Annotated in this window: 26 protein-coding genes and 1 pseudogene; 10 read left to right on the forward strand and 17 right to left on the reverse strand. The window is 41.1% G+C overall.

What is annotated here, in order from left to right:
• Positions 1-2 precede the first annotated feature (2 nt).
• From C8P65_RS05020 to recA, 9 genes and pseudogenes are all read left to right on the forward strand, one after another.
• Positions 3-2,267 carry an NADP-dependent malic enzyme gene (locus C8P65_RS05020; protein WP_107781843.1) on the forward strand — a complete coding sequence of 755 codons (2,265 nt, stop codon included), beginning with the start codon at positions 3-5 and terminating at the stop codon, positions 2,265-2,267.
• A 32-nt stretch (positions 2,268-2,299) separates the two neighbouring features.
• The gene (locus C8P65_RS05025; RefSeq protein ID WP_009388416.1) at positions 2,300-3,268 is read left to right on the forward strand and encodes a glycoside hydrolase family 130 protein; all 969 of its coding nucleotides are present in this window, start codon (positions 2,300-2,302) and stop codon (positions 3,266-3,268) included.
• A gap of 91 nt (positions 3,269-3,359) precedes the next feature.
• Positions 3,360-4,652, forward strand: a complete 1,293-nt coding sequence (locus C8P65_RS05030) for a Fic family protein (RefSeq protein ID WP_107781845.1) — start codon at positions 3,360-3,362, stop codon at positions 4,650-4,652.
• 88 nt (positions 4,653-4,740) lie between these two features.
• Complete coding sequence (locus C8P65_RS05035; protein ID WP_107781847.1) at positions 4,741-5,625, forward strand: NAD kinase; 885 nt, start codon at positions 4,741-4,743, stop codon at positions 5,623-5,625.
• A 1-nt stretch (position 5,626) separates the two neighbouring features.
• Entirely contained in the window at positions 5,627-6,394 is a 768-nt protein-coding gene (locus C8P65_RS05040) for a UDP-2,3-diacylglucosamine diphosphatase (protein ID WP_107781849.1), read from the forward strand.
• A 30-nt stretch (positions 6,395-6,424) separates the two neighbouring features.
• A pseudogene (locus tag C8P65_RS12220) lies at positions 6,425-6,865 on the forward strand (6-pyruvoyl trahydropterin synthase family protein); the annotation flags it as partial.
• Positions 6,866-6,904: 39 nt separating this feature from the next.
• The gene (pgmB, locus tag C8P65_RS12225) at positions 6,905-7,510 is read left to right on the forward strand and encodes a beta-phosphoglucomutase (protein ID WP_281260401.1); all 606 of its coding nucleotides are present in this window, start codon (positions 6,905-6,907) and stop codon (positions 7,508-7,510) included.
• Between the two features lie 250 nt (positions 7,511-7,760).
• Positions 7,761-8,222: a PLDc N-terminal domain-containing protein gene (locus C8P65_RS05050; protein WP_107781853.1), complete on the forward strand. Its 462-nt coding sequence runs from the start codon at positions 7,761-7,763 to the stop codon at positions 8,220-8,222.
• Positions 8,223-8,298: 76 nt separating this feature from the next.
• Positions 8,299-9,462 carry a recombinase RecA gene (gene recA / locus C8P65_RS05055; RefSeq protein WP_107781855.1) on the forward strand — a complete coding sequence of 388 codons (1,164 nt, stop codon included), beginning with the start codon at positions 8,299-8,301 and terminating at the stop codon, positions 9,460-9,462.
• 52 nt (positions 9,463-9,514) lie between these two features.
• Here the strand turns inward: recA and C8P65_RS05060 are convergent, their stop codons facing one another.
• From C8P65_RS05060 to C8P65_RS05090, 7 genes are all read right to left on the reverse strand, one after another.
• Positions 9,515-9,841 (reverse strand): nucleotide pyrophosphohydrolase, encoded by a 327-nt coding sequence (locus C8P65_RS05060; RefSeq protein WP_009388426.1) that lies wholly within the window; start codon positions 9,839-9,841, stop codon positions 9,515-9,517.
• Positions 9,842-9,934: 93 nt separating this feature from the next.
• Positions 9,935-10,837: a type IX secretion system ring subunit PorN/GldN gene (porN, locus tag C8P65_RS05065; RefSeq protein WP_107781857.1), complete on the reverse strand. Its 903-nt coding sequence runs from the start codon at positions 10,835-10,837 to the stop codon at positions 9,935-9,937.
• Between the two features lie 11 nt (positions 10,838-10,848).
• A complete protein-coding gene (porM, locus tag C8P65_RS05070) occupies positions 10,849-12,417 on the reverse strand; it encodes a type IX secretion system motor protein PorM/GldM (protein WP_107781859.1) in 1,569 nt (522 codons plus the stop codon).
• A gap of 39 nt (positions 12,418-12,456) precedes the next feature.
• Positions 12,457-13,131: a type IX secretion system motor protein PorL/GldL gene (gene porL / locus C8P65_RS05075; RefSeq protein ID WP_107781861.1), complete on the reverse strand. Its 675-nt coding sequence runs from the start codon at positions 13,129-13,131 to the stop codon at positions 12,457-12,459.
• 68 nt (positions 13,132-13,199) lie between these two features.
• Positions 13,200-14,576 (reverse strand): T9SS ring complex lipoprotein PorK/GldK, encoded by a 1,377-nt coding sequence (gene porK / locus C8P65_RS05080; protein WP_009388430.1) that lies wholly within the window; start codon positions 14,574-14,576, stop codon positions 13,200-13,202.
• Positions 14,577-14,759: 183 nt separating this feature from the next.
• A complete protein-coding gene (locus C8P65_RS05085) occupies positions 14,760-16,886 on the reverse strand; it encodes a prolyl oligopeptidase family serine peptidase (protein ID WP_107781863.1) in 2,127 nt (708 codons plus the stop codon).
• A 114-nt stretch (positions 16,887-17,000) separates the two neighbouring features.
• Positions 17,001-17,573: an outer membrane beta-barrel protein gene (locus C8P65_RS05090; protein WP_107781865.1), complete on the reverse strand. Its 573-nt coding sequence runs from the start codon at positions 17,571-17,573 to the stop codon at positions 17,001-17,003.
• A gap of 148 nt (positions 17,574-17,721) precedes the next feature.
• Here C8P65_RS05090 and C8P65_RS05095 point away from each other — a divergent pair, with 148 nt between their 5' ends.
• Positions 17,722-18,216 (forward strand): TlpA family protein disulfide reductase, encoded by a 495-nt coding sequence (locus C8P65_RS05095; RefSeq protein WP_107781867.1) that lies wholly within the window; start codon positions 17,722-17,724, stop codon positions 18,214-18,216.
• 154 nt (positions 18,217-18,370) lie between these two features.
• Here the strand turns inward: C8P65_RS05095 and C8P65_RS05100 are convergent, their stop codons facing one another.
• The 10 genes from C8P65_RS05100 to C8P65_RS05145 form a co-directional block, all read right to left on the reverse strand.
• Positions 18,371-18,988, reverse strand: coding sequence for a DUF7691 family protein (locus C8P65_RS05100; RefSeq protein WP_107781869.1), 618 nt, complete (start codon positions 18,986-18,988; stop codon positions 18,371-18,373).
• A gap of 115 nt (positions 18,989-19,103) precedes the next feature.
• The gene (gene aspS, locus C8P65_RS05105) at positions 19,104-20,852 is read right to left on the reverse strand and encodes an aspartate--tRNA ligase (RefSeq protein ID WP_107781871.1); all 1,749 of its coding nucleotides are present in this window, start codon (positions 20,850-20,852) and stop codon (positions 19,104-19,106) included.
• A 23-nt stretch (positions 20,853-20,875) separates the two neighbouring features.
• Entirely contained in the window at positions 20,876-21,340 is a 465-nt protein-coding gene (locus C8P65_RS05110; RefSeq protein ID WP_107781873.1) for a hypothetical protein, read from the reverse strand.
• Positions 21,341-21,342: 2 nt separating this feature from the next.
• Positions 21,343-21,522 carry a hypothetical protein gene (locus C8P65_RS05115; RefSeq protein ID WP_107781875.1) on the reverse strand — a complete coding sequence of 60 codons (180 nt, stop codon included), beginning with the start codon at positions 21,520-21,522 and terminating at the stop codon, positions 21,343-21,345.
• 56 nt (positions 21,523-21,578) lie between these two features.
• Positions 21,579-22,382, reverse strand: a complete 804-nt coding sequence (gene map / locus C8P65_RS05120; RefSeq protein WP_107781877.1) for a type I methionyl aminopeptidase — start codon at positions 22,380-22,382, stop codon at positions 21,579-21,581.
• Between the two features lie 88 nt (positions 22,383-22,470).
• Positions 22,471-24,090, reverse strand: coding sequence for a glucose-6-phosphate isomerase (gene pgi, locus C8P65_RS05125; protein WP_107781879.1), 1,620 nt, complete (start codon positions 24,088-24,090; stop codon positions 22,471-22,473).
• 83 nt (positions 24,091-24,173) lie between these two features.
• Complete coding sequence (locus C8P65_RS05130) at positions 24,174-24,737, reverse strand: GNAT family N-acetyltransferase (protein WP_107781881.1); 564 nt, start codon at positions 24,735-24,737, stop codon at positions 24,174-24,176.
• Positions 24,719-24,907, reverse strand: coding sequence for a hypothetical protein (locus C8P65_RS05135; RefSeq protein WP_107781883.1), 189 nt, complete (start codon positions 24,905-24,907; stop codon positions 24,719-24,721). The genes C8P65_RS05130 and C8P65_RS05135 overlap by 19 nt, the downstream gene beginning before the upstream one ends.
• Positions 24,908-25,033: 126 nt before the next feature.
• Entirely contained in the window at positions 25,034-25,609 is a 576-nt protein-coding gene (locus tag C8P65_RS05140; protein ID WP_146162916.1) for a DUF3592 domain-containing protein, read from the reverse strand.
• 60 nt (positions 25,610-25,669) lie between these two features.
• The gene (locus tag C8P65_RS05145; protein ID WP_107781981.1) at positions 25,670-26,383 is read right to left on the reverse strand and encodes a tRNA threonylcarbamoyladenosine dehydratase; all 714 of its coding nucleotides are present in this window, start codon (positions 26,381-26,383) and stop codon (positions 25,670-25,672) included.
• Between the last annotated feature and the right edge of the window lie 3 nt (positions 26,384-26,386).

Below are 26,386 nucleotides of genomic sequence, written 5' to 3' on the forward strand. Positions count from 1 at the left end.
AAATGGATCAAAGAAAGAAAGAAGAAGCATTACACTATCACGAGTTTCCGCAACCCGGTAAGATAGCTATTGTACCTACCAAAAAACACGCTACCCAACACGACCTCTCTTTGGCTTACTCGCCTGGTGTGGCTGAGCCTTGTTTGGCTATCGCTGAAGACAAAAGCAACGCTTATAAATATACCGCTAAAAGTAACCTTGTAGCCGTTATCTCGAACGGTACGGCAGTGCTCGGTTTGGGCGATATAGGCGCTGACGCTTCGAAGCCTGTAATGGAAGGGAAAGGATTGCTCTTCAAAATATTCGCAGGTATAGATGTATTTGATATTGAGGTAGATGCTACCGATGTAGATAAGTTTGTAGAAACCGTAAAGGCTATCGCTCCTACTTTTGGGGGGATTAACCTCGAGGACATCAAAGCGCCTGAGGCTTTCGAAATAGAACGTCGTCTGAAAGAAGAATTGGATATACCGGTGATGCACGACGACCAACACGGTACGGCTATCATCTCGGCAGCTGCCCTTATCAACGCGTTAGAAATCGTAGGCAAAGACATCAGCAAAGCACAGATAGTAGTAAACGGAGCTGGTGCGGCTGCTATCTCTTGTACTCGCTTATACGTAGCCCTCGGTGCTGACCCTAAGAACATAGTAATGTGCGATAGCAAAGGGGTTATACGCAAAGATGCGCCTAACCTAACAGAACAAAAAGCTGAATTTGCTACCGACCGCGACCTTCGCACGCTGGAAGAAGCTGTAAAGGGTTCTGATGTATTTATCGGGCTTTCTAAAGGTAATGTACTTACCCCCGAAATGCTGCTTTCGATGAACAAAGACGCTATCGTATTTGCGATGGCGAACCCTACCCCTGAGATTGACTACGACTTGGCAGTGAAAACTCGTCAGGATATTATAATGGCTACCGGTCGCTCAGATTATCCTAACCAAGTAAACAACGTGCTTGGCTTCCCTTATATCTTCCGCGGAGCGTTAGACGTTCGCGCTACTAAGATTAACGAGGAAATGAAATTGGCTGCGGTACGCGCTATAGCTGAATTGGCTAAAAAACCTGTCCCTCAGCAAGTGAGTTTGGTATACGGAGGCGAGAACTTAACCTTTGGCAGAAACTACATCATACCTAAACCTTTTGACCCTCGACTTATATACGAAGTACCCCCTGCTATCGCCAAAGCGGCTATCGCTACAGGAGTAGCCCAACACCCTATCAGCGATTGGGAAGCCTACAAAGGCGAACTAATGGACAGAATAGGGGTAGGTAGCAAAGAAATACGCCTATTGCAAGACCGTGCTAAACGCGCTCCTAAGCGAGTAGTATTTGCAGAAGGTGACCAGAAAGAAGTGCTAAAAGCGGCACAACGCATTTACGAAGACGGTATCGGTATACCAGTGCTTTTGGGTAACAAAGATGTTATTAAAGCCTTGAAGCACGAAATAGGTTTTACTGCCCGCGTAGATGTAATAGACCCTAAGAGCGATGCCGAACGCGCCCGCCGCGAACGCTTCATCGAGCTATACTGGAAACAACGCGAACGCCGTGGGGTAACCTACGAGGCGGCTGACCGACTAATGCGCGAGCGCAACTACTTCGGTACTATGCTGGTAGAAACCGGTCAGGCAGATGCTATGATTACTGGTTACTCGCACGCTTATCCTAACGCTATACGTCCGGTGCTAGAAATCATCAAAAAAGAAGAAGGCGTAACACGCATAGCGGCTGCAAGTATAATGCTTAGCAAGCAAGGGCCTATTTTCTTATCGGATGCCACTATCAACATAGACCCATCGGCTGCTGACCTTGCTAATATAGCGCTGCTAACGGCTAAAGCGGTAAAATTCTTCGGCTTAGAACCTTCAGTAGCGATGCTATCGTATTCTAACTTTGGGTCGGCTACCTCTGAAAGTACGCTAAAGGTACGCGAGGCTGTGGCTTACTTACACAAGCATTATCCTGACTTAGTGGTAGATGGCGAGATACAAGCGGACTTTGCCCTTAACCCTGACAAGATAGCCAAGACCTATCCGTTCTCTAAACTGAACAATGGCAAGGGGGCTAATGCGCTGATATTCCCTAACTTAGAGGCTGCTAACATCAGCTATAAGCTACTAAAGGAAACGCAGCACTTAGACACCATAGGCCCTGTGATTATGGGTCTTACTAAGCCTATACACATTACCACTATCGGTTCGACCGTAGATGAGATGGTAAACTTAGCGACTCTGGCTGTGATAGAAGCACAGGGTAAATAATTAACCTAAAAAAATAAAATAATAAAAATATAATGAGTCATAAAATTCCTTGGCAAGAACGCCCTGCAGGTTGTACCGATGTGATGTGGCGTTACTCTGAAAACCCTATTATCGGTAGATATGATATTCCTACTTCTAACAGTATTTTCAACTCGGCTGTAGTGCCTTTTGGCGATGGTTTTGCAGGGGTATTCCGCTGCGACAATAAAGCCGTGCAAATGAACATTTTTGCTGGCTTCAGTAAAGATGCTATTCACTGGGAAATCAACCACGAACCTATCGTGATGAAAGGGGGTAATACCGATTTCTTACACTCTGAGTACAAATACGACCCTCGCGTAACCTTTATAGAAGACCGCTATTGGGTGACTTGGTGCAACGGCTATTGTGGCCCTACTATCGGTATTGCTTACACTTTCGACTTTAAAGAGTTCTTCCAATGCGAGAATGCCTTTTTGCCATTCAACCGCAATGGAGTGCTTTTCCCTGAGAAAATCAATGGTAAATACGCGATGTTAAGTCGCCCAAGTGATAACGGACATACTCCTTTTGGTGATATTTTCATCAGCTACAGTCCGGATATGAAGTACTGGGGCGAGCACCGCTGTGTGATGAAAGTAACGCCTTTCGTTGATAGCGCTTGGCAATGTACTAAGATAGGAGCTGGTGCCGTGCCTATCAAAACTAAAGACGGTTGGTTATTATTCTATCACGGGGTGATTAATACTTGCAACGGCTTCCGTTACTCTATGGGGGCTGCCCTATTAGACCTAAACGACCCAAGCAAGGTAATCGCTCGTACACAGCCTTACCTTTTGGCGCCTGCCACTCTTTATGAAACTACTGGCGATGTGCCTAATGTAGTATTCCCTTGCGCTGCCCTACATTCTATTGAAGAGGACAAAGTAGCGGTATACTACGGCGCTGCTGATACAGTAGTAGGCGTAGCTTTCGGACGTATCTCTGAAATCGTGAAGTTTACTAAAGAAAATTCGCTTTAATTTTAAGAGAAGAGCAACATAATAAAAATTGCGTGATTTGTGGAAAATCACGCAATTTTTATTATTTTTGCATTTTAAAACTCATCTACCTATGATAGAAACTCCCCCTACTTTTGCACCTACTGCTGATACTTATAACCTTATAAAACCTTTATTATCAGAGGGTTTTCTGCAGAAAATACAGAATGAATACCTATATTGGTCGCAGTTGAAGTACAAGGCTAAAGATACCGCTCCTGAGCAATTATGGCAAGCGGTGAAACTCTATCGCCGCTTAAATGAGCGTACGCTACAGTTTGGCAAATATCAGTTTAGCTACGTGCTTACCGACTATATACAGCAAGCCCTACACACCTTTGATATGCATATAGGCGGTACACTAACGAGCAATATGGGGATTGCTGAAGTAGATACGCATAAATTTATGGTGAGTTCTATCATTGAGGAGTCTATCGCAAGCAGTCAGATAGAGGGGGCTAATACTACTCGTAAGAAGGCTAAAGAGATGATACAGAAGGGCACCAAGCCCAAAAGCAAGTCGGAGCAGATGATTATGAATAACTACAACACTATGCAGCACATAGTGCAACACAAGCACGAGCCTCTGACACCTGAGAGTTTGCAATATATACATCAGCTTATAGCCTATAAAACCCTCGACCTACCTGAAGAAGAAGGTGCTTTTAGAACCCATAACGATATTTATGTAGTTGATTTTACCAATAGCGAGGTAGTACACACGCCGCCCGATGCGGCTGAAATACCTGTGCTTATAGCGCAACTCTGCACTTTCTTCAACACTGATAGCCATACCTTTATACACCCTCTTATCAAAGCCTGTGTATTGCACTTTATGATAGGTTTTATACACCCTTTTGCCGATGGCAATGGGCGCACAGCACGGGCGGTATTCTATTGGTATATGCTTAAGTCGGGCTATTGGCTTACCGAATACCTCTCTATTTCGCGTATTATAAAAGAAACGAAAAAGCAGTACAAAAAAGCCTTTCTGTACACTGAAGCTGATGACAACGACCTCAGTTATTTCATTACTTATCAACTCAAGGCAATGGAAAAGGCTTTTGAGGCGCTGAAAACGTACATCAACAGAAAGCAAAAAGAGATATTTCAAGCCTCGCAGTTTATGAAAATAGCAGGGGTAAACGACCGTATGGCACAAATTATCAAGATCATTTATGACGACCCCGAACGAGTGCTCAGCATCAAAGAGATAGAAAACCGTTTTCTCATCACTAACCACACCGCCCGCACTGACCTGAAACAATTAGTAGATTTAGGATTTTTAGAGGTAATACCCGTGAATAAGAAGAAACAGAGCTTTATAAAGTCGGCTTCGTTTTATAAGTTATTGCAGAGGGGGTAACGAGAGGGGGAATTATACATTAAAATTAAAAATTTTGTACTTTCTTTAGAACTCCTTATCTTTGTACTCTATAATCATTTGATGAAAGATGAAAATCGCTATTTATATACGCCAATATACTGCTGAAAACGAAAGCATCTTACAGCAGCTTTTCTCGCTCTTTACCCCTGATGACCAAGTGTATATAGAGCAGGAAATACTATCGGAATTGCAGCTGAGGTCTGATAAATTTAACAGCGCTAAATCTTTTGCTTCATTCGAAGACCTAAACACCTCTTACGACGTGATGCTGACTATAGGGGGCGATGGCACGCTGCTAAAAGGCATTACCTATGTACGCAGTTTGCAGATACCTATTTTGGGCATCAATGCAGGGCGATTAGGCTTCTTGGCAACCGCCCATAAAGACGACTTGCCTAATGTATTAGAACAACTGCGCAAAGGCGATTATCAGGTGGTAGAACGTTCGGTTATAGAGGCTGTGTTTGCCGATACAGGCGAACCGGTAGATACGGTAAACTTCGCCCTCAACGAGATAACCGTTACTCGCAAAAATACCGCCTCGATGATAACGGTCGATACGGAACTAAACGGCGACTACCTGTGCTCTTATTGGGCTGACGGACTTATCATCGCTACCCCTACAGGCTCTACGGGCTACTCGCTAAGCTGTGCTGGGCCGGTAATATTGCCCACCGCTAAGAACTTTGTGCTTACCCCTATCGCTCCTCATAATCTGAGCGCTCGTCCTGTTATCATTCCGGAAGATGCAGAGGTGAAACTGAGCATTTCGGGGCGCGAAAAGAAGTTCCTGATGTCGCTTGACTCGCATATCAAATCGATACCCAACAAACAGAGTATCATAGTTAGGAAAGCCCCTTTCGTAGTGAAGATGATTCGTTTAGAGGGCGATAGCTTTATCAAAACCCTTCGCTCCAAGCTACTTTGGGGTGAAGATAAACGAAATAAATAAGATGTTGCACGTATCACTAACTGAAAATAAGAAAATATACTTTGCCTCAGACAATCACTTGGGCGCTCCTACCCCTGAGGCGAGCAAAGAACGCGAAGCTAAATTCGTGCGCTGGCTCGACACTATAAAAGCCGATGCAGGGGCTATCTTCCTCTTAGGCGACTTATTCGACTTCTGGTTTGAGTACCGCACGGTAGTGCCTAAAGGCTTCGTACGCACCTTAGGTAAGCTGGCCGAACTGCACGATAGCGGCATTGCTATCTACTTTTTCGTAGGCAACCACGACCTATGGATGGACGATTATTTTGAAAAAGAACTCAATATACCTGTCTTTCACCGTCCGCAAGAGGTAGAGAGCTGCGGCAAACGCTTCCTGATAGGGCACGGCGATGGTTTAGGGCCAGGTGATAAGGGCTACAAGCGAATGAAGAAAGTATTTACCAATCCTTTTTGCAAGTGGCTTTTCCGCTGGTTGCACCCCGATATAGGCGTGCGTTTAGCGCAATATTTATCGGTGAAAAACAAGATGATTTCGGGCGATGAAGACGTGCATTTCTTAGGTGAAGACAAAGAGTGGTTAGTGCAGTACTGCAAGCGCAAATTAGAGACTACCCATTATGATTACTTCCTTTTTGGGCATCGGCACCTACCAATGACCATCGATTTGGGCGGCAAAGCTACCTATATAAATACCGGTGACTGGATACACTACTACACTTATGCTGTATTTGATGGCAAAGAAACAAAGCTGATGAATTTTGAATTATAAATTATGAATTTTTGAATTAACGATTAGAAAATGATTCGTATTACAAAGAAATTTGATTTTGAGGCAGGTCACGCCCTCTATGGTTATGACGGCAAGTGCAAAAACCTGCACGGACATAGCTATAAACTTTTAGTAACCGTTATTGGTACGCCCATCAATGACCCTCATAACGTTAAAAACGGTATGGTTATCGATTTTGGCGACCTAAAACACATCGTACAAGAACAGATTATCACCCCTTTTGACCACGCTATGGTGTTCAACTCTAACTCACCTCATCAAGAGCTAGCAGAAAGCCTACGCGCCAAAGGACACAATATTATCAGTGTACCCTATCAGCCTACGAGCGAAAATCTGGTAATTGACTTTGCACAGCGCATTCAGCAGCAGTTGCCCCCAAATGTGCAACTTCACTCTATACGCCTATGCGAAACCGAAAGTTCGTATGCTGAATGGTTTGCTTCTGACAATCCGCAGCCTGTATGCACCTTACCTGATGTTGATGGGTATATTTTCGACCTCGATGGGGTGTTAGTAGATACGGCTAAATATCATTATTTAGCTTGGAAAGAAATCGCTAAAGAGTTTGGTTTTGAGCTTACTCCCGAGCATAATGAGCAACTGAAAGGCATAGGACGAGAGGTATCGCTGCACAAAATATTATCGTGGGCTGGCAAGAGCCTTAGCGAGGAAGTTTTTGCGCAGACCGCTCTTAGAAAGAATGAAAGTTATCTGCAGAAAATAAGTCATATAGACCATAAGGAACTATTACCAGGGGTATTGCCACTGCTTCAGCAACTGAAAAGCAAAGGCAAAAAGATAGCTCTTGGTTCTGCTAGTAGAAATGCGCGCTTAGTATTAGAACGCACCGGCATACTGCCTTATTTTGATGCTATAGTTGATGGAACGATGGTCAGCAAAGCTAAACCTGACCCAGAAGTTTTCTTGAAAGCAGCCGAAGCCCTACACCTCAATGCCGACCGCTGCTGTGTATTAGAAGATGCTCCTGCGGGTATACAGGCTGCTAAAGCTGCTGGAATGACTGCTATAGGAGTAGGAAGTCCGGAAATTCTGAAAGGAGCTGATAAAGTAATCAATTCTTTAGCTAATGGTTAAAATGTTGATAATGAGCTACCTAAAAAAGTGATATGCGTTAATTTTTTGTTAAAGTCTGATTTTATTTTGGTATTTCAAAAAAACGCCGTACCTTTGCCAACGCAATGAGGGTGGTAGCTCATTGTAAAACTTCAAATAATAGTTTTCATAATTTAAAGTTTTGGTTGGTTAATGGAAAAGTCCGATAATTGTTTATCGGACTTTTTTTTTTATTTTATATCTTAAAAAGACTTGCATTTATCAAATATAAATGTTACCTTTGTGGCATCTTTTTGATAACCACTCAAAAGGAACTACACCTATTATGCAAACTGAACTAATTATTACCCTTGTAGTGCTACAAGTCGCTTTTGCTATATGGGCACTCACTGACCTATTTAAAAGGTACAAGAACGAAAAGAAACAAGATGTTATCTTATGGGCGCTGATGATTGTAGGTACTCCTATATTAGGGGTATGGCTCTATTTTAATACAATTAATAGACGAAAGAGACAGTTTAGTCTGCGTCGCCTAAACAGCTTAGAGCAAGATTTTAGCTTTACTAAAGTCTACCCTGCCCTTTTATTATTAGGTATCTGTCTGATGACTGTTAGCGCTCTCTACAAAGAAGTAAATACACTGCACCTGCAAGACTTAGGCATTTTCGCCATCGGATTAGGCATCGGACTATTTGTAGTGAGAGTAGAACAAAGCAAACGGCAGGCACTTTAATGCATAAGCCCATCAGTAAATATTTGTAGCTTACTGATTTTATTACTATTTTTGCACCTTATTAAAGTAAACACTAATGGCAAAGAACAAAGAACTCAGTGTAGAAGAACAAAAAAGAGAAGCCCTCAAGCTAACCTTAGCCAAGCTGGATAAGGCTTACGGCAAAGGAACCGTACGCGCTTTAGGCGATAGCCCTGTAGAAGATGTAGAAGTATACTCTACAGGTTCTATAGGCTTAGATGCAGCCCTCGGTGTAGGTGGCTACCCTAAAGGGCGCGTAATTGAGATATACGGACCAGAATCATCTGGTAAGACCACTCTTACCCTACACGCTATAGCTGAGGTACAAAAAGCTAAAGGTACAGCAGCTTTTATAGATGCTGAGCACGCTTTTGACCCTGTATACGCACAGCGTTTAGGAGTAGATGTTAAAAATCTATTGGTTACACAACCCGATAGTGGTGAGCAGGCTCTTGAAATAGCAGATGCCCTTATACGCTCTGGTGCAGTAGACCTTATCGTTATCGACTCGGTAGCTGCCTTAACCCCTAAAGGAGAAATTGAAGGCGATATGGGTGACTCTAAAATGGGGCTTCACGCTCGCCTAATGTCACAAGCTCTGCGCAAGATAACAGCCAGCATAAGCAAAGCTAACTGTATAGTGATATTCATCAACCAGCTACGCGATAAGATAGGCGTATCATTTGGCTCTCCTGAAACTACTACAGGAGGTAATGCATTAAAATTCTATTCATCAGTGCGTTTAGATATCCGCAAGGCTGGAGGTCCTCAAGGTAGTGCTGCTATCAAAGATGGAAATGGTGAAATTATTGGTAACCGTACTAAGGTAAAAGTTGTGAAAAATAAAGTAGCCTCTCCATTTAAGGCTACTGAATTTGATATTATCTTTGGGTTAGGAATCTCTAAGATTGGTGAAATATTAGATATAGGTGTAGATGCCGATATTATAACCAAAAGCGGTTCGTGGTTTAGCTATAAAGAAAGTAAGCTCGGACAAGGTCGCGATGCTGTAATAAAAGTATTAAAAGACAACCCTGAGCTAACTGAAGAATTAGAAGCTGCTATAAGAGAATGGCTTAAGAGTAACGAGTTGCCAAGCAAAGGCAAGAAAAAAGGTAAGAAAGCAGTTAGCAAAAAAGCTAAAGAAGAAGACCTTGATGATGAGGTAGAAGATGAGGACTTTGATGATGATGAAGAACTATTTGAAGATGAAGAATAGATAATTTTTCGCATAAAAAATAGGGGATACCTAAATAGGTATCCCCTATTTTTTATTTTAACTTCTCGTTATTATGATGGCGATTGTGATCTCGCTCAGTTTTTTTAAGCATCTTCTTATCAAAGGCTTGCTGCAAATCAATGCCTGTTTGGTTAGCTAAGCAGAGTACTACAAATACTACATCTGCAAGCTCTTCGCCCAAGTCTTTGTTCTTATCGCTTTCTTTCTCTGATTGCTCCCCATAGCGACGTGCTATAATACGAGCCACCTCACCTACTTCTTCAGTAAGTTGTGCCATATTGGTAAGCTCATTGAAGTATCTCACTCCATGCTCCTTAATCCAATTATCTACTTCTAATTGTGCATTCTTAATGTCCATTTTTTTTCTTGATTTATATCTAAAACAAAAGCATTGTCATTACAACAATGCTTTTTTTTAACAGTTAAAAGAATATTTCTGTGAATTTAAATTCTAATTAGCCCACATATCTTGCTCTCTGTCGCGAATCTTCTCTTTTATCTTATCAGACTCTAAGAGCTGGAAGAGTGCGTTGTTTTGAATGTAGTCCTTTATCTTTCTATCGCCATATACGTTAGCTTCTTGATAGATAACAGAACTAAACATTCGGGCATTGAGCAAGTGGTCGAATGACATCGGGCGGGCATCGTTCTTTCTATTGAACGTTTTAGCCTCGTGCAAAATTTCTCGCACCTGCGGATAGAACACCCAGAATAAAGGTACTAATGCCGACATCGTAGAGTCGTCTGAGTCTATAAAGTTTACATCAGGTGCTACAGGAGCCAATGCCAATAAACGGTATTTAAGCTCTCCTTGGCGTTTGTCGAAGTACCATATACCACGTATGTGATACTGAGCAATATCCGATGACTCTAAGTTACGACGAGTAACGTACTCAGGCGAAAGTTTCTCTCCAGCATTTAATTGCTCATACCCTATATCAAGCGTATCAATCTTAGACATAGAAGCTTGGATAGCCTCAGCTGTCTTAGTCTGTGTAAAATATGAATCTACATACAGATCTTTTATCTTACCATTTTTGATATTCTTGATAAGCACATCGTATAGAGAGCGGCGATAAGCGTCTACCTCAAGTGTATCAGTAGGGAAAAGAAGCGGAAAGTTTACCCTTTCGTTTAGGTCAATTACTTCCCATACTTCTACAGACCATAGGATATCTCGGTCATCTACATAGCCGTAAGGTAGGGGCTTATCATTGTCAGCCTCTATCTGTGCAGCTGTTTTCACACCGATATCCGATGCTACCTTAGCATTGAGAATGTTCACCTGTGCTGATGAAAGCTGAAAAGTAAACACTAAAATTAATAGTACTATTATATTTTTTAGTTGTAACATAAAAATTCTTCTTAGTTTATTTCGATAACGATAGGTGAAACAGGAGGTAATTTCAATGTGCTATTGCCTACTATATTCGCTTTTACATCGAATATCTGTACTTTATCACCTCGTTTAGCTCGTGATAAAGCTGAGCGTGCTTGCTCATTAAATTTATTTCCTTTCACTACCACACTAGGTTGTCCTGGTATAAATACTTTAAACTCATTTACTTGTAGTTTCAAGTCAAAGTCAAAGTCTTCAAGTACAGCGTTGATTGGTAATACACCGATATTATCTTTTGGCAATTTGCCATCACCTATAATTCCTGCTATACTAGTTACCGCACGAGGAATACTCTTAATTCGGAAAAGTTTAGAAGAACTAAAGCGTTGTCCGTCTAACTCACCTGTTACAGTGATGGTTACATCTTTACCTTGTCCTGGTCTCATCACCCAAGCTCCTGTTCCAGAGGCTTTAGAGAGTCCTTGTCCTGAAGCCATAATTTTGTTATCAGGTACACCAGGCATTGAGATGGTGATAGGGTTATCTACCCCACGATATACTACGTTCATCTTATCAGCCGAGATAACAGCTGAATTTGGTTTAGGAATAGTAGAGAAACTTTGTGATACAGGCACTGCTATACGCTCACCTTGTTGGTCAAAGTAAAGGTTACCTGTAATTTTGTGCTCACCAGTATTACCTGCTGAGATGTTAAGTTTCACACGTCCATCTTCAATGGTAAATTCACTTTGTGAAAGCTTTCTTCCGTCTAATGAAATATCTACTGCATTAGGGCGCGTAAAAGCATCTTTACGACCTAATACTATCGAACCATCAAATTTCTCACCTTGATAGTAAGCTCCTTTACCTTGTTCAAGCAAAGTAGTATAGTTAGTCATCGATACTTGCGTATTCAAACTACTTTCAAGTGCTTTAGCAAAGAAATCTTGTTGTACTGATAAGATGTCTGACTGCATCATAGAGAACTTCGCCAAAGAAGCGATATAAGGGAATCCTTCAAAGTTGAAGTGCAACCATTTTACGGTATTACCGTCTTTATCTTTGCGGTCATTAGTACTAAAATTTTCTTTTACTTTAGTAGCTAACTCAGCGTAAGCCTTGTCTTCACCCAATATTTTTAGAATTCCTTCGCGATACGCATTAATCTTCTCTACAAATTCTGTGCCTTTTGTAGCACCTTCAGCAAAAAATAAGTGGTCTGTATAGTCAGATTTATCCATTGCTTGATAATCTTTCTCCTCTACCTTCTTATCTTTCTGTCCAATAGCATCTTCCAATCCGGTTTTAATCTCTTGGATATAGCTATACAAATCTGAAGAGAGTGATTTTATTTGCTTCGATTGTTCTAAAATCGCAGCATACAGTTTTGGGTTTTCACTCGCTTTAGTTTCCAGATCAGCAAAAGTAGCCTCGATGGTACCGTTGGCCCTTGTATTTGCTGATTCAAATTTTGCATTAACTAACCCAAATGCATCCAATACTTGTTTCCCCATATTAAGCGCTATCATCGCAAGGAAAACCAGATACATCAGGTTAATCATTTTCTGTCTAGGACTTGCCTTTCCACCTGCCATAAGCTAAATTTTTAAATTAGTTAAGTTAATAAATTCTTCTTATCGTGCACCTCCCATTGCTGACAACATACCTCCATAAATTGTGTTCAAAGATTTTAGATTGTCTTTAAATGAAAGCATTTGTTTGTTCAATGAGTCTAGGTTATCGGCAATACCTGCTTGAGCAGAAACCTGACGTTCAGTTCTTTCTAATTGTAATTTGTAAAGGCTGTTTAGTGATTCTAAGTTAGAGGCTGCCTCTGATAGCTCTTCACCATATTTGTGAGTAGCAACCATAGTACCTGCTACAGGAGCGATTTCTTTGCTTGCTTCTGCAAAGTTTTCTATCGATTTACCTAATGAACGCATTAGGTTAGCGTCAATCTTAGCTTCTGCCAAAATACCATCTAATTTTTCAGAAAGAGATTCTTTTAGCGCTTTCTCTTCTGCTGGATTTACTTGTTGGGCTACAGCTTGCACTTGGCGTGATACTGGCTGTCCACCTTTTAGCTCTGGGTATACTAATGACCAATCTAGTTCTTCTTCAATAGGCTCAAATGCCGACATAAAGAAGATAACGGCCTCAGTACCCATACCTACTGCCAATAGCACACTACCACTAATACCCATAATATCTGCGTGCAAAATCTTAGCCAAGGCACCGACAATTACCACAGAGGCACCTATACCATAAGCATAATTAAAAATTCTCTTTGTTACTTTACTTCCTGCCATAATACTCTGAAATTAAAAATGTTGTTAGTTTATTTGTTTTTGGTTTTTTTGATTATTTGTTTACTATTCTATCTATAGCCTCGTGCTGATTTAGCTTGTTGTTTTTCGCTGATACCCATAAAGTCTTGTACTGTGCGGAAGCCAATGTAGCTACGCGCAGAGTCTTGATACTCATAGTCACGGGTATTTACTTGCAGCATAAAGGCTACGTCTTTCCAAGAACCACCGCGTATTACCTTACGTCTGTTGTTGTCGTCCAATACGTTAGGGTTCATTGTCGACATATATTCATAAGAGTTAGGGTCGTATGAAGTATTCGTCCATTCCGATACGTTACCAGCCATATTATATAGGTTGTATCCGTTGGGCTCGTACGATTTTGCTTCTACAGTATAAAGGGCGTTGTCTGAGGCGTAGTCACCACGTAATGGTTTAAAGTTCGCCAAAAAGCACGCTTTATCATCATAGGTATAAGGACCTCCCCAAGGATAAGTACCTCCTGGTAGCCCACCACGTGCTGCATATTCCCACTCCGATTCAATCGGTAGGCGGAAAGCATTCACCGTATAATCACCTTTTGATTTCTGATAAGCATTCTTATTAAGAGTACGCCACTCGCAGAAAGCCTTCGCTTGTATCCAGCTTACACCTACTACAGGGTAGTCGCCATAGGCTTCGTGCCAGAAATAGTCATTGTGCATAGGCTCATTATATGAGTAGTTAAAGTCTCTAATCCATACAGTAGTATCAGGATAAACTTTCACTATTTCTTCTTTAATGAAGTCTTTACGTTTACCTCTTGCACGAGCAGCTTTTTCCATATCAAGCCATTGATATTTAAACTCAAACTTTTGTACGTCCATAATGCGCTTGCCGTTATAAGCTTCCTCTTCGGGCAAGTACATTTTGTCCATTACTTCAGAATAGTACTCATCAGGATATTTATTTGTATCCCAAATAAGTGCTTTCTTCTTATTGAGTTTACGCGCTTTTTGGTCACCGTAAGTATTTTGAAGATACTGTTGGTAAGCGTTCATCTTCTCTGTATTAGTGTCTAAGTATGCAAAGTCACCAATACCACCGCTACCTGAGGTTTGGCCTGTTTGTTCAGCCATATCGGCTAACTGAGTACGGATAATAGAGTCGCGTACCCAATTCACAAATTGGCGGTATTCACTATTTGTAATTTCAGTTTCGTCCATATAAAACGAACCAACACTCACAGTTTTGACTGGAGCGTTTAAACTCGCGGTTTTATCATCATCAGAACTACCCATAATGAAAGAACCACTCGGGATAAGCGTCATACCATACGGAGTAGGCTGCTTCCAGCTCTTACCCCCTACACCTACAAGCTCTCCTTTGTTATCGCCACCTCCACGTCTACACGCTGTCATTACAAAGAATGATAGTAGCACTACAAATATTCTTCTTGCCATAAACATTGTTTAAATTCACATTTAATTAGGGCGCAAACGTACGCATTTTATTTTACACCAGCAAAATTTATTTACTTTTATTTTTTGTGAAAGGCAAATTTTAACAATTTATTTACAATTCACCGCGTTTCGTCACACCTATTTGTAAAAAAAGATTAAAAGAAAATCGTTTTTATTATACTTGCTTCGTTACTTTTTAATACCCATATTCCACAAGGTAAACGCTTGCAAATCGGCATTTTGCTCTATGGTTTTGCTCACAGGGGTACCCGCTCCGTGTCCTGCATTGGTTTCTATCCTGATAAGTATAGGCAAATTACCCTCTTGCTTGCTCTGTAGCTCTGCCGCAAATTTAAAACTGTGGGCAGGCACTACCCTATCATCGTGGTCACCAGTGGTAATGAGGGTCGCTGGGTAGCTGACACCTTTTTTCACATTATGCAGAGGCGAATAACCTTTTAGGTATTTAAACATCTCAGCGCTGTCGTCAGCAGTACCATAGTCATACGCCCAGCCAGCACCTGCTGTAAAGGTGTGGTAACGTAGCATATCAAGCACACCCACTGCCGGAAGTGCCACCCTAAAGAGGTCAGGGCGTTGTAGCATAGTAGCGCCTACTAACAGCCCACCATTAGAACCTCCTTTGATAGCCAAATAAGCAGGCGAAGTGTATTTCTCTTTGATAAGGTACTCAGCCGCTGCTATAAAATCGTCAAACACATTCTGTTTCTGCATCTTAGTACCCGCATCGTGCCATTTTTTACCATATTCGCCTCCACCGCGTAAGTTAGGTACAGCATATACACCGCCTTGCTCCATCCATACAGCATTTACAACGCTGAAAGCAGGAGTCAAACTCACGTTGAAACCTCCGTAACCATATAATAAGGTAGGATTTTTACCATCTAACTTCAAGCCTTTCTTATAGGTAATCATCATTGGCACTTTAGTTCCATCTTTAGAAGTGTAAAATACTTGCTTCGACTCATATTGAGTAGCATCAAAAGCAATCGCAGGTTTCCAATATTGCTCAATAGCCCCTGAAGCTAAGTCCATTTTATAGATACTGCTGGGGGTAGCATAGTTAGTAAAAGTGAAATAAGTATGCGCTTCTTTCTTCTTAGCGTGAAAGCCACTCGCAGTACCTATATTAGGCAACTGCACCTCGCGCACGAGCTTGCCTGTATAGTCGTACTGTTTTACTTTTGAAAGCGCATCTACCATATAGTGAGCGAAAAGATACTCGCCAGCGGTACTGATACTCAATACATTATCCGTTTCTGCAATCACATCTTGCCAGTGAGCAGGTTGCGGATTTTTAGCCTCTACCTTCACCAATCTACCGTTAGGAGCATTCAGATTTGTCTCTAAGAAGAAGGTCGTACCTTGGTTGCTCACAAAGCTTGTGTCGCCGTCAAAGCTATCAGTAATGGTTACAAGAGGAGCGTTAGCTTTGGTCAAATCTTTCACAAATAACTTGTTGCCTGAAGTCGCATTGGCAGCCGAAATGAAGAGGTAAGCACCATCGTCCGACACGCTGCCCGATACATAGCGGTATTTTTCGGCAGGAGTACCACCAAATACCAATACATCTTGACTTTGTGGGGTGCCGAGTTTATGGTAGTATAGCTTATGTTGGTCAGTCTTAGCCGATAGCTCACTACCTTTGGGTTTGTCATAGCTTGAGTAGTAAAAACCTTCGTTGCCTTTCCACGCTATGCCACTAAATTTTATATCTACTAAGGTCTCGCCTATTTGTTTTTTGGTTTTAGCATCTAATACGATACCCTTGCGCCAGTCGCTACCCCCCTCCGAGATGAGGTACGCCACAAGCGAGCCGTCTTCGGTGAAAGCCACTGTAGCTAATGAGGTGGTACCATCAGCCGAAAAAGTATTAGGATTCAAAAATACTTCTTCTTTACCGTCTTTATCTTTGCGGTACAACACCGACTGATTTTGCAGTCCATCGTTCTTATAATAATAGGTGTAATCGCCTTCTACAAAAGGTGAACCTATTTTTTCGTAGTTCCACAGCTTTTCTAATTTCTCTTTAATAGTTTGCCTATAAGGAATTTTAGAGAGATAGTCAAAAGTGAAAGCATTCTGAGCCTTCACCCACGCAGCAGTTTCAGCCGAGCGGTCATCTTCTAACCATCTATAAGGGTCAGCCACTTGAGTGCCGAAGTAAGTATCTACCGTACTGTCTTTGCGTGTTTGTGGATAATTCATTTTCTCTTCATTAGTAGAGGAAGGAGTTTGATTTTGCTGGCAAGCTACTAATAGCAGCAGCCCTACCGGTAATACAAAGTGTTTCATATTTTTTCAATTATTATGATAAGTGGTTGATAGTTAGCAAATAAACCTTGCCAAAGGATTTACATTAATTCCTTTGGCAAAGTTATTATTGTTTTTTTCGTATTTCTCTTTATATTAGAAGAATAAAGCAACCCCTACGCCTACACCTAAGGTTCCTTTTTGGGTTTCAGCTTTGCTATCTGCTTTATTTTTAAGAGAATAGCTATCATAGCCTACATAACCAGTGATAGCCGCTCCTTGGTTTACAAAATAAGCAATCCCTGCTTTACCACCAAATACTAATCCGTTATACTTATTAGCATCAGAACTTCCTGCTGACGCCATAGCATAACCTACTTTAGCCCCTACAAATGGTGCCAAATTAGCACTTAGCGGGAAGAAATAAGTAGCATTAGGTGCTATAGTAAAAATATTTTCACTATCTGATGCACCTTTTGTTTTAGAGTTAGTATACTCTAAACCTAAACCTACCGCCAAATTATCTATCACAAAATAGTTAACATTAGGTGTGAATTTGAAAGTAGATGTTGTTGAGTTGCTCAATTCTCTACCGTCGTATTTTTCTTTAACAGTTTCAGAAGAGAATGAAAGTCCTAAGTCAGAACCTGCAAACCAATTTCCTTTTTCAGTTTGTGCGTAAGAAGCACTGGCAAAAGCAACTGCTGCCAATAAAAACAATTTTTTCATAGTTTTTTTAATTTTTTTTACGTTTATTATCGCAAAGGTAATTCTTTTTTTTGAATAGACAAGTTTTTTCTGATATTAATTCTTATATTTTTTCGTGGCATTGTTTTTGTGGGAAGTGCCAATGTATTAATAAACAATTTATTATATTATGAAAAAGAAAGTATGCATAGCTACTATAGCCCTTCTTTTTTTAGGAGTGCTACCCAGCTTAGCACAATCGCTACAGCGCCATAGTCCTGTACCTGCTATAGAATTGGTACAGCCTAGTGGCGAAAAGTTCAACCTTTCCTCTCTGAAAGGCAAATATGTACTGATAGACTTTTGGGCATCGTGGTGTGGCCCTTGCCGACAAGAGAGTCGCCACCTGCGCAAGGCCTATAATACCTACAAAAATCAGAACTTCACTATTGTATCAGTATCAGTAGACAAACCCCGCGACCGCGAAAAATGGTTAGACGCCATCAAGGCCGATGGTTTAGTCTGGACGCAACTTTTAGACGACAAAAAGACTTCTGACAGTTATGGAGTAGAGAGCCTGCCTTCAGCATTCCTCATCGACCCTGAGGGCAACCTATTAAGTCAAGGCGAAACCCTACGCGGACAAGACCTAATGAAAACATTAGCAAAATACATAAAGAATTAACCCCTAAGTTAATTTGCCCTTACTTTCACCGAACAATGAGCGAACGATGAGCGAACGATGAGCGAACAATAAGCGAAGGAAAGTCGGCAAGTTAGTATAAAAAAAGCTGTCACAAAATAAGATTTGCGACAGCTTTTTTACTTTTCATTTTTTGTTAATGACAAAAAGCCACCATATCTAATTCGTTTTCAAGACAAAAAGCGATGTTCTCTTTTAGTCCCATAATATGTTCATAGCTATAGCCTTTGTCTTCTTCTTCATCAGTTTCACCTTCAATTAAGTCTTCTATTTCCTCAGGGGTTTTATGCACTTTTGATAATAAATCCGAAAGGGCTTGCAGGTGCTTTTTATCAAGTAGACTTATCATAGGGAAATCATCTATCTCTGGGATAGAAAATGGGTGAAAATGGTCAGCAGGGAAGAGTTCGGTATCTATTTCAGTCTTTATATTCCATTCTTCTGAAAGCACTTGATTGATAAGTTCTGTTTCGTACCAAAACTTAATCTCCTGTGTATAAGGTAATTCTACACCCAAAGTAGCGCAAATACCGATAAAGGCATAGCCATAGATATACCCATCTTGTTCATTATACTGATTACCCATAATGATGTCGGTAAGGGCCTTAATAGTCTGATTGTCATCATCTTCATCGGCATAGTTCTGAAAAGTATCATTAGCTTTTACCTTTTGCAAAAGGGCTTCATCTTTAGAGCCAAAAACAGCTTTGATTTCAGGAGTTTTCACTCCGTAAGCAAACATATAGTATCCCATAAGTAAAATATTTTTTATTGAAAGGACAAAGATAGCATTTTTATGGAGAGAAACAAAAAAAGCTGTCGCAAATCTTATTTTGCGACAGCCTTTTATTTACTAATTGACAAATTTTCTAATTTGCTAATTGAATGCTGAGTTCTTTGAGTTGTGCCTCATCAATAGGCGAAGGGGCATCAATCATCACATCACGACCGCTATTGTTTTTAGGGAAAGCGATAAAGTCGCGGATAGTTTCTTGTCCACCGAGCAGTGCCACCAATCGGTCGAAACCAAAAGCCAAACCACCGTGAGGAGGAGCGCCGTATCGGAAGGCGTTCATCAAGAAGCCAAATTGTGCTTGTGCCTGCTCTGGGGTAAAGCCTAACAGCTCAAACATTTTGGCTTGCAACTCTTGGTTGAAGATACGTATAGAACCACCGCCTACTTCATTGCCGTTGAGTACGAGGTCGTAAGCATTGGCACGTACAGCACCTGGGTTGCTATCGAGTAACGGAATATCTTCAGGTTTAGGCGAGGTGAAAGGGTGGTGCATCGCAAAGAAACGTTCTTCCTCTTCGCTCCACTCCAAAAGAGGGAAATCTACTACCCACAATGGCGCATACTCATCAGGTTTGCGCAAACCAAGACGCTCAGCGAGTTCCATACGGAGGGCGCTGAGTTGTCCACGTACTTTATTTGCCTTGCCTGAAAGGATACAGATAAGGTCACCTGCTTTAGCGCCAGTGCGTTCTGCCCACGCCTTAAGGTCGTCCTCGTTATAGAATTTATCTACTGACGATTTGAAACTACCGTCTTCATTGCATTTTACATATACCATTCCCGAAGCGCCTACTTGCGGACGTTTCACCCATTCTATCAAAGCATCAATCTCTTTGCGAGTATAGCTGTTGGCACCAGGTACGGCAATACCAACTACTAATTCGGCTTCGTTGAATACCTTGAAATCACGGTGCTGTGCAAGGTCATTGAGCTCGCCGAATTTCATACCGAAGCGGATATCAGGTTTGTCGTTACCGTAAGTTTTCATCGCCTCGGCATAGGTCATACGAGGGAAAGCCCCGAACTCTAAGCCTTTAAGTTCTTTAAGAAGGTGTTTTGCCAATCCTTCAAAGGTCTGGATAATATCCTCTTGTTCTACAAACGACATTTCGCAGTCTATTTGGGTAAATTCAGGCTGACGGTCGGCGCGGAGGTCTTCATCGCGGAAGCACTTTACAATTTGGAAATACTTGTCTAATCCACCTACCATAAGCAACTGCTTAAAGGTTTGTGGCGATTGAGGGAGTGCGTAGAACTCACCTGGGTTCATACGGCTAGGCACCACGAAGTCGCGTGCCCCTTCAGGTGTCGATTTGATAAGTACAGGCGTTTCTACCTCTATAAAACCTTGTTCAGAAAGGTAGTTGCGCACCATTATCCCCACTTTGTGGCGGAAAATAAGATTATCGCGCACAGGAGTACGGCGTATATCGAGGTAGCGGTACTTCATACGGAGGTCTTCACCGCCATCGGTATTATCTTCAATGGTAAAAGGAGGAAGTTCAGAATGGTTGAGCAAAGTGAGTGCTGTAACGAGTATTTCTACTTCTCCGGTAGGGATATTTGTGTTAGCTGCCTCACGCTTGATAACAATACCTTGTATCTGGATAACATCTTCGCGCGAAAGGGTTTTCGCTTTCTCGAATACTGCTTTGTCAGTGCGTTCTTCATCAAAAATAAGCTGGGTGATACCGTAGCGGTCACGTAGGTCTACCCAAATCATAAATCCCTTGTTGCGGACGCGTTGTACCCATCCGCTGAGGGTTACTTGTTGGTTTTCGTGCGAGAGACGTAGCTCTCCACAAGTATGCGTTCTGTACATTTCTTTTAATTATGAATTTTGAATTACTTTTGATATTCTTCTAATTCCTCAGTAAGAATATCTACATAGGGTTGATGTTTTTGTTTATAGATAAAAGAGATATAATGGTTGCCTACTAAAGGATTAGAAATAACAGAGTTTTTAATAAATAGTGTTTTCGAATTTACTCTTAGGAATAAAGCCTGAAACAACTCACTTCTAAAATGTTGAGGCGATTGGAATCTACGTTTATTGTTATTTCTGTAATATATACCCGCACTATCACAATAATAGTATAGGATAACCTCTCTTTCTGCTATATATTTTTCTATCTTTGAGATTATATAAGAGAAAACTTTTAGAGGATTAGGTGATAGAGGATATTTTTCTAATTCTAAAACTATTTCAACTACAGTTATTGGAATATCAGTATTAGGTTGATATTCTGATAAGGCTAAAGTATATAGTCCTTCCTCTATTTCGAAAGATATTCTAAGATCAAAGTCCAAAATTAAATTTTTATATATTCTTTGTGTTTCATTTCCCTTATTTCTTTTTTAAGTCTCTTCTTTCGTTCCTCAAGTTCTTCCATAAAAGCTAATAGCTTTTCACTGGGGTTTCTAATCTCTATAGTCTCTGCATTATGGGTTTTGTGCAGCACTACTCTCTCGTTTACTTTTTCTTTTTCCATTAGTATCTCTTTTTTATGTTTCTAACTTTGCTAAAGTATGCGAAAACTCCGGCAAATCACAATAAAAACTCGTCCTCTTCATCGCTTTCAATGCCTAAGGCTTCGTATATGTATTTGAAGGTGGAAAGCAATCGGGGTTTGCCGTCGATGAGGGCTACATCGTGTTCGAAGTGAGCTGAAGGTTTGCCGTCGGCAGTGAGGATTGTCCAGCCGTCTTTGAGTTGGCGTATGCTCTTAGTGCCCATATTAATCATTGGCTCTATAGCCACTACCATTCCGTCTTTGAACTTCTTACCATTACCGCGCTTGCCGTAGTTAGGCATCTCAGGGTCTTCGTGCATCTTGCGTCCTACACCGTGCCCTACGAGTTCGCGCACTACTCCATAGCCGTGAGCCTCGCAGTGCTGCTGTATAGCGTGTCCCACATCGCCTACACGGTTGCCCGCACGAAACTGACGAATGCCTATGTACAACGATTCTTTGGTTACACGTAATAGTTCTTTTACTTCGGGAGCTACTTCGCCTACCTCGAAAGTATAAGCGTGGTCGCCGTAATAACCGTTTTTCAGTGCTCCACAGTCTATTGAAATGATGTCGCCCTCTTGTAGCGGACGGTCGTTAGGGATACCGTGTACTACTTGTGCATTAGGGCTCATACACAATGTGTTAGGGAAACCATACAAGCCCAAAAATCCTGGGATTGCCCCCTGACTGCGAATGTACTCCTCTGCTATCTTATCTAAGTAGAGAGTGGTTACCCCTGGTTTTACTTCTTTTGCCATTAACCCCAAAGTGCGAGATACCACTTGGGCTGCCTGATGTAGTAGTTCTATTTCTTCGGTTGTTCTAATATGAATCATTTTTAGCAATTAGCTGTTAGTCGTTAGTCGTTAGTCGTTAGAATACTACGATTTCTAACCACTAACGACTGATAACTAACGCCTTTATTTATTTTTTAAATTGTTTCAGTAAATTGGTGGTTGAGCTGTCGTGAGCTGAGATTTCAGTAGCTGCAATGTCTTTAAGGATTTTGCTTGCTAACTGTTTGCCAAGCTCTACGCCCCATTGATCGTAGCTGTAGATGTTCCAAATAACACCCTCTACGAATATCTTATGCTCGTACATAGCGATAAGGCTACCCAAACTCTCTGGGGTAAGCTTATTGATAAGGAAAGAAGTAGTAGGACGATTGCCTGTAAACACTTTGAAAGGCACTAAAGCTTCGTTTACCTTATCGCCCATTTCTTTGCGCACCTCAGCTTCAGTCTTACCTTTAAGAAGCGCTTCAGTTTGAGCAAAGAAGTTGGCCATTAGCTTGTTGTGGTGGTCAGTATTACCGTGCAAAGAGTGCTTAAAGCCAATGAAATCAGTAGGTATTAACTTAGTACCTTGGTGAATAAGCTGGAAGAATGCGTGTTGAGAGTTGGTTCCTGGTTCGCCCCAGATGATTACCCCTGTTTGGTAAGGGATAGGGTTGCCATCGCGGTCGGTTTGCTTGCCGTTACTTTCCATAATACCCTGTTGTAGGTATGCCGCTAAGCGGTGCAAATACTGAGTGTAAGGAATGATAGCTTGGCTTTCGGCTCCGTAGAAGTTGTTATACCATACGCTAAGCAATGCCAAGACTACCGGAATGTTCTGGCCAAAAGCAGCGGTACGGAAATGCTCGTCCATAGCGTGAGCACCTTTGAGCAACTTATCAAAATTGTCATAGCCTACTGATAGAGCGATGCTCAAGCCTACGGCACTCCACAATGAGAAGCGTCCGCCTACCCAATCCCACATAGGGAATACGTTATCGGGGTCGATGCCAAATTTGTCAATCTCTTGGAGGTTAGTAGACACCGCTACAAAGTGTTTAGCAATATCTTTCTCGCTACCTGATTTGAGGAACCATTCTTTTACAGTAAGTGCGTTAGAAAGGGTTTCTAATGTTGTGAAAGTTTTAGATACAATCACTATCAGGGTAGTTTCTGGATTGAGGTGCTTAATGGTTTCGAGCACGTGGTCGCCATCTACATTGCTAATGAAATGCACATTGAGGTGATTTTTGTAGAACTTAAGCGCCTCAGTTACCATTGCTGGACCTAAATCAGAACCACCAATACCAATATTTACTACATCGGTAAAGGCTTTACCGCTATAACCTTTGCGTTTGCCACTGATGACTTCCTCGCTAAACTGTTTGATTTTATGCTTTACAGCGGCTACTTCGGGCATTACATTCTTGCCATCTACATTCACTACACTGTTTTCGGGCGCACGAAGAGCAGTGTGCAAAACCGCACGTTTTTCGGTGTTGTTGATAAGGTCGCCACCAAAGTACTTTTCGATAGCCTCTTTAAGGTGACACTCGTCCGCTAATTGTACGAGGAGCTTCATTGTTTCCTCATCAATGCGGTTTTTAGAATAATCTACATAGAAATCGTGCCACTGAATGCTGAATTTATCAGCGCGAGCAGCATCTTTCTCGAAAAGAGAAAGAGTATGGCGGTCTTTTACTTCCGCGAAATGTTTTTGCAATGCTTTCCAAGCATTGGTTTGTGTTGGGTTACTATTTTTTAACATTTTTAGTATAATTATTTTTTAGTTGTAATTTTTAGTCGTTAGTTATTAGCCGTTAGTCGTTAGAAGGGAGTTAATTTTATTTTCTAAATAAAGCTTGTTAAATCAAGGAACATTAGTCGGGTTTCTTCTTCTTCATCTAATTTTGTTAAGAATTCAAACCCTATTTTATGATAAAAATTTACAGCTTGAGCATAGGCATCTACTGTAATAACACGGCAGGCTTGATCTTCATTCAAATCTATACAATGATTTATAATTGTATCAATGATAACTCTTCCTAATCCCTTGCCTTTAAAGGTCTTATCAATAGCTAAACGCCCTATTTTTACTGACGGGATATTGCTTAAATGCCGTTTTGGATAAGGTAATAAATCTCTGCGAAATTTATTATATTGACTTTTACTGCTAAACATTTCTTCTTTTAGCTGTAAGCTATCATTTAGCAAGCTGTAATACCCTAAAGTGCGTTCCTTATTTTCTATTATAAAAGTAGTAGCAAGTTTTTCTTTTCGGTAAGGTATGGCTTCCTGAAAAAGAAACTCATTCAAATCATCATCTTCACAATCAAAAGGTTTGATAATATGTCCCTCTCTGAGCCTGAAAAAAGACATATCTTGCAATGTGTTGGTTAAATTACTTGTTTGCATTCTTCTCTATCGTCTTTAAATATCGATTTTAAAATCATAGCATTCTTACGAACACTCTCACGTGTAATTCCTTTTTCAGCTAAACTTTGCTTGAAGTTTGCCATTTTTTTATAGAACTCTATTACGTCTTGTCCCTCTAATACAGGGGTTGGTTTTATCTCTCTTGCCATAGTTTTCAGATTTTAATTGTTTTCAAAATGCAAATGTACAAAATAATCGTAAAACACGAAAATTGTTATCTCTTCTCTATCAAATAACTTATCAAAATACCACAAACTCATCTTTCAACTTTTTAGTTATTTGTAACGTGTGATGTTATCCTCTGTCATCAATCGGAAAATGGAGGGGTGTTTAGGTAAATAAAGCACTTCTATTTCTTGACCTTGATAGAGATTTTCATAGACATCTTTAGCTATTTTGCCATTGACCTTATAAGATTGTCCGCTTTGTTTATCATTATATGCTATCCTTATGGTGCAAGTAGTATAAGTGCTGCCTCTTCTGCGACTGGTGTCTTTTTGCCGCTCTTCAATAGTTGCTTGGGTATAAACTCCTTCTGTTTTAAGTAAATTCTCAATACGATGACTTATCAATTGGTAAAACAAAATACTTGACCCCACCATTATGGCATACGTAATGGCCACATTAATAAAGTTATTTGACTTAGCCTCTTTATCGTACATAGCGGTGTAGAGTTCGCTAAAATTTTTAACCTTGACCATAGCCAAATAGGAGAGCATCCCTACCGATATGCCTAAGGCTATTGCGCAGGGAATGCCATAAGTTTCAAAGCTATCTATAGGGAAAAACACAAGAGCAAGAGCCATTACTGAAACCGCTGTGATTGTCCAAAAGATTCGAATTGAAGGCATATTGTTATATTATCTAAAAATGCAAATATACAAAATTATTGCCTATTTAGCAAACTTAGGTTATCGCTTTAGTAGATAGTTTATTACGGTGGCAGCCGCGTGGAGTCCGAAGGCAGCTGGGAGAAAACTGATGGTACCATAATACGACTTCTTATAATCTAAGCCATCGGTGCGCTGCATACTGTCCTTAGAAACTATCTCTGCCGAAAAGACCGCCTTTACTCCGGAATCGATGTGTTCGTTTTTGAGTCGTTTGCGGATGAACTTCGCCAATGGACAGTTATAGGTCTTCATCAAATCGACGACCTTTATTTGCGAAACATCGGTTGCCCCTCCTGCCCCCATACAACTGACTATCTTTACGCGTTTGCGCTTTGAGGACAAAATAAGATTGAGCTTCGGGGTGATGCTATCGATGCAGTCTATCACATAATCGTAGTCGGGGGTGACAATATCCCACGCGCGCTCAGGCGATAAAAACTCGTTTATGACCGTGAGATTAAGAGCGGGGTTGATGTCTAAAAGGCGCTCTGCTACCACCTCTGTTTTGGGTTTGCCTATGGTGCTATGCAAAGCGGGCAGCTGTCGGTTGATATTAGTGATTGATACTACATCGCCATCTACTATAGTGAGGTTGCCTATGCCTGCACGAGTGATAAACTCTGCCGCAGACCCCCCTACTCCGCCTAAACCTACTATTAGCACACGGGCATTTTGCAATTTTTGTATCCCTTCTTCTTTAATGAGGAGTTCTGTTCGTTCTAACCAGTTCACTTT

It is taken from the genome of Capnocytophaga leadbetteri, assembly GCF_003054025.1.
In the GTDB taxonomy this organism is placed as follows: Bacteria; Bacteroidota; Bacteroidia; order Flavobacteriales; family Flavobacteriaceae; genus Capnocytophaga; species Capnocytophaga leadbetteri.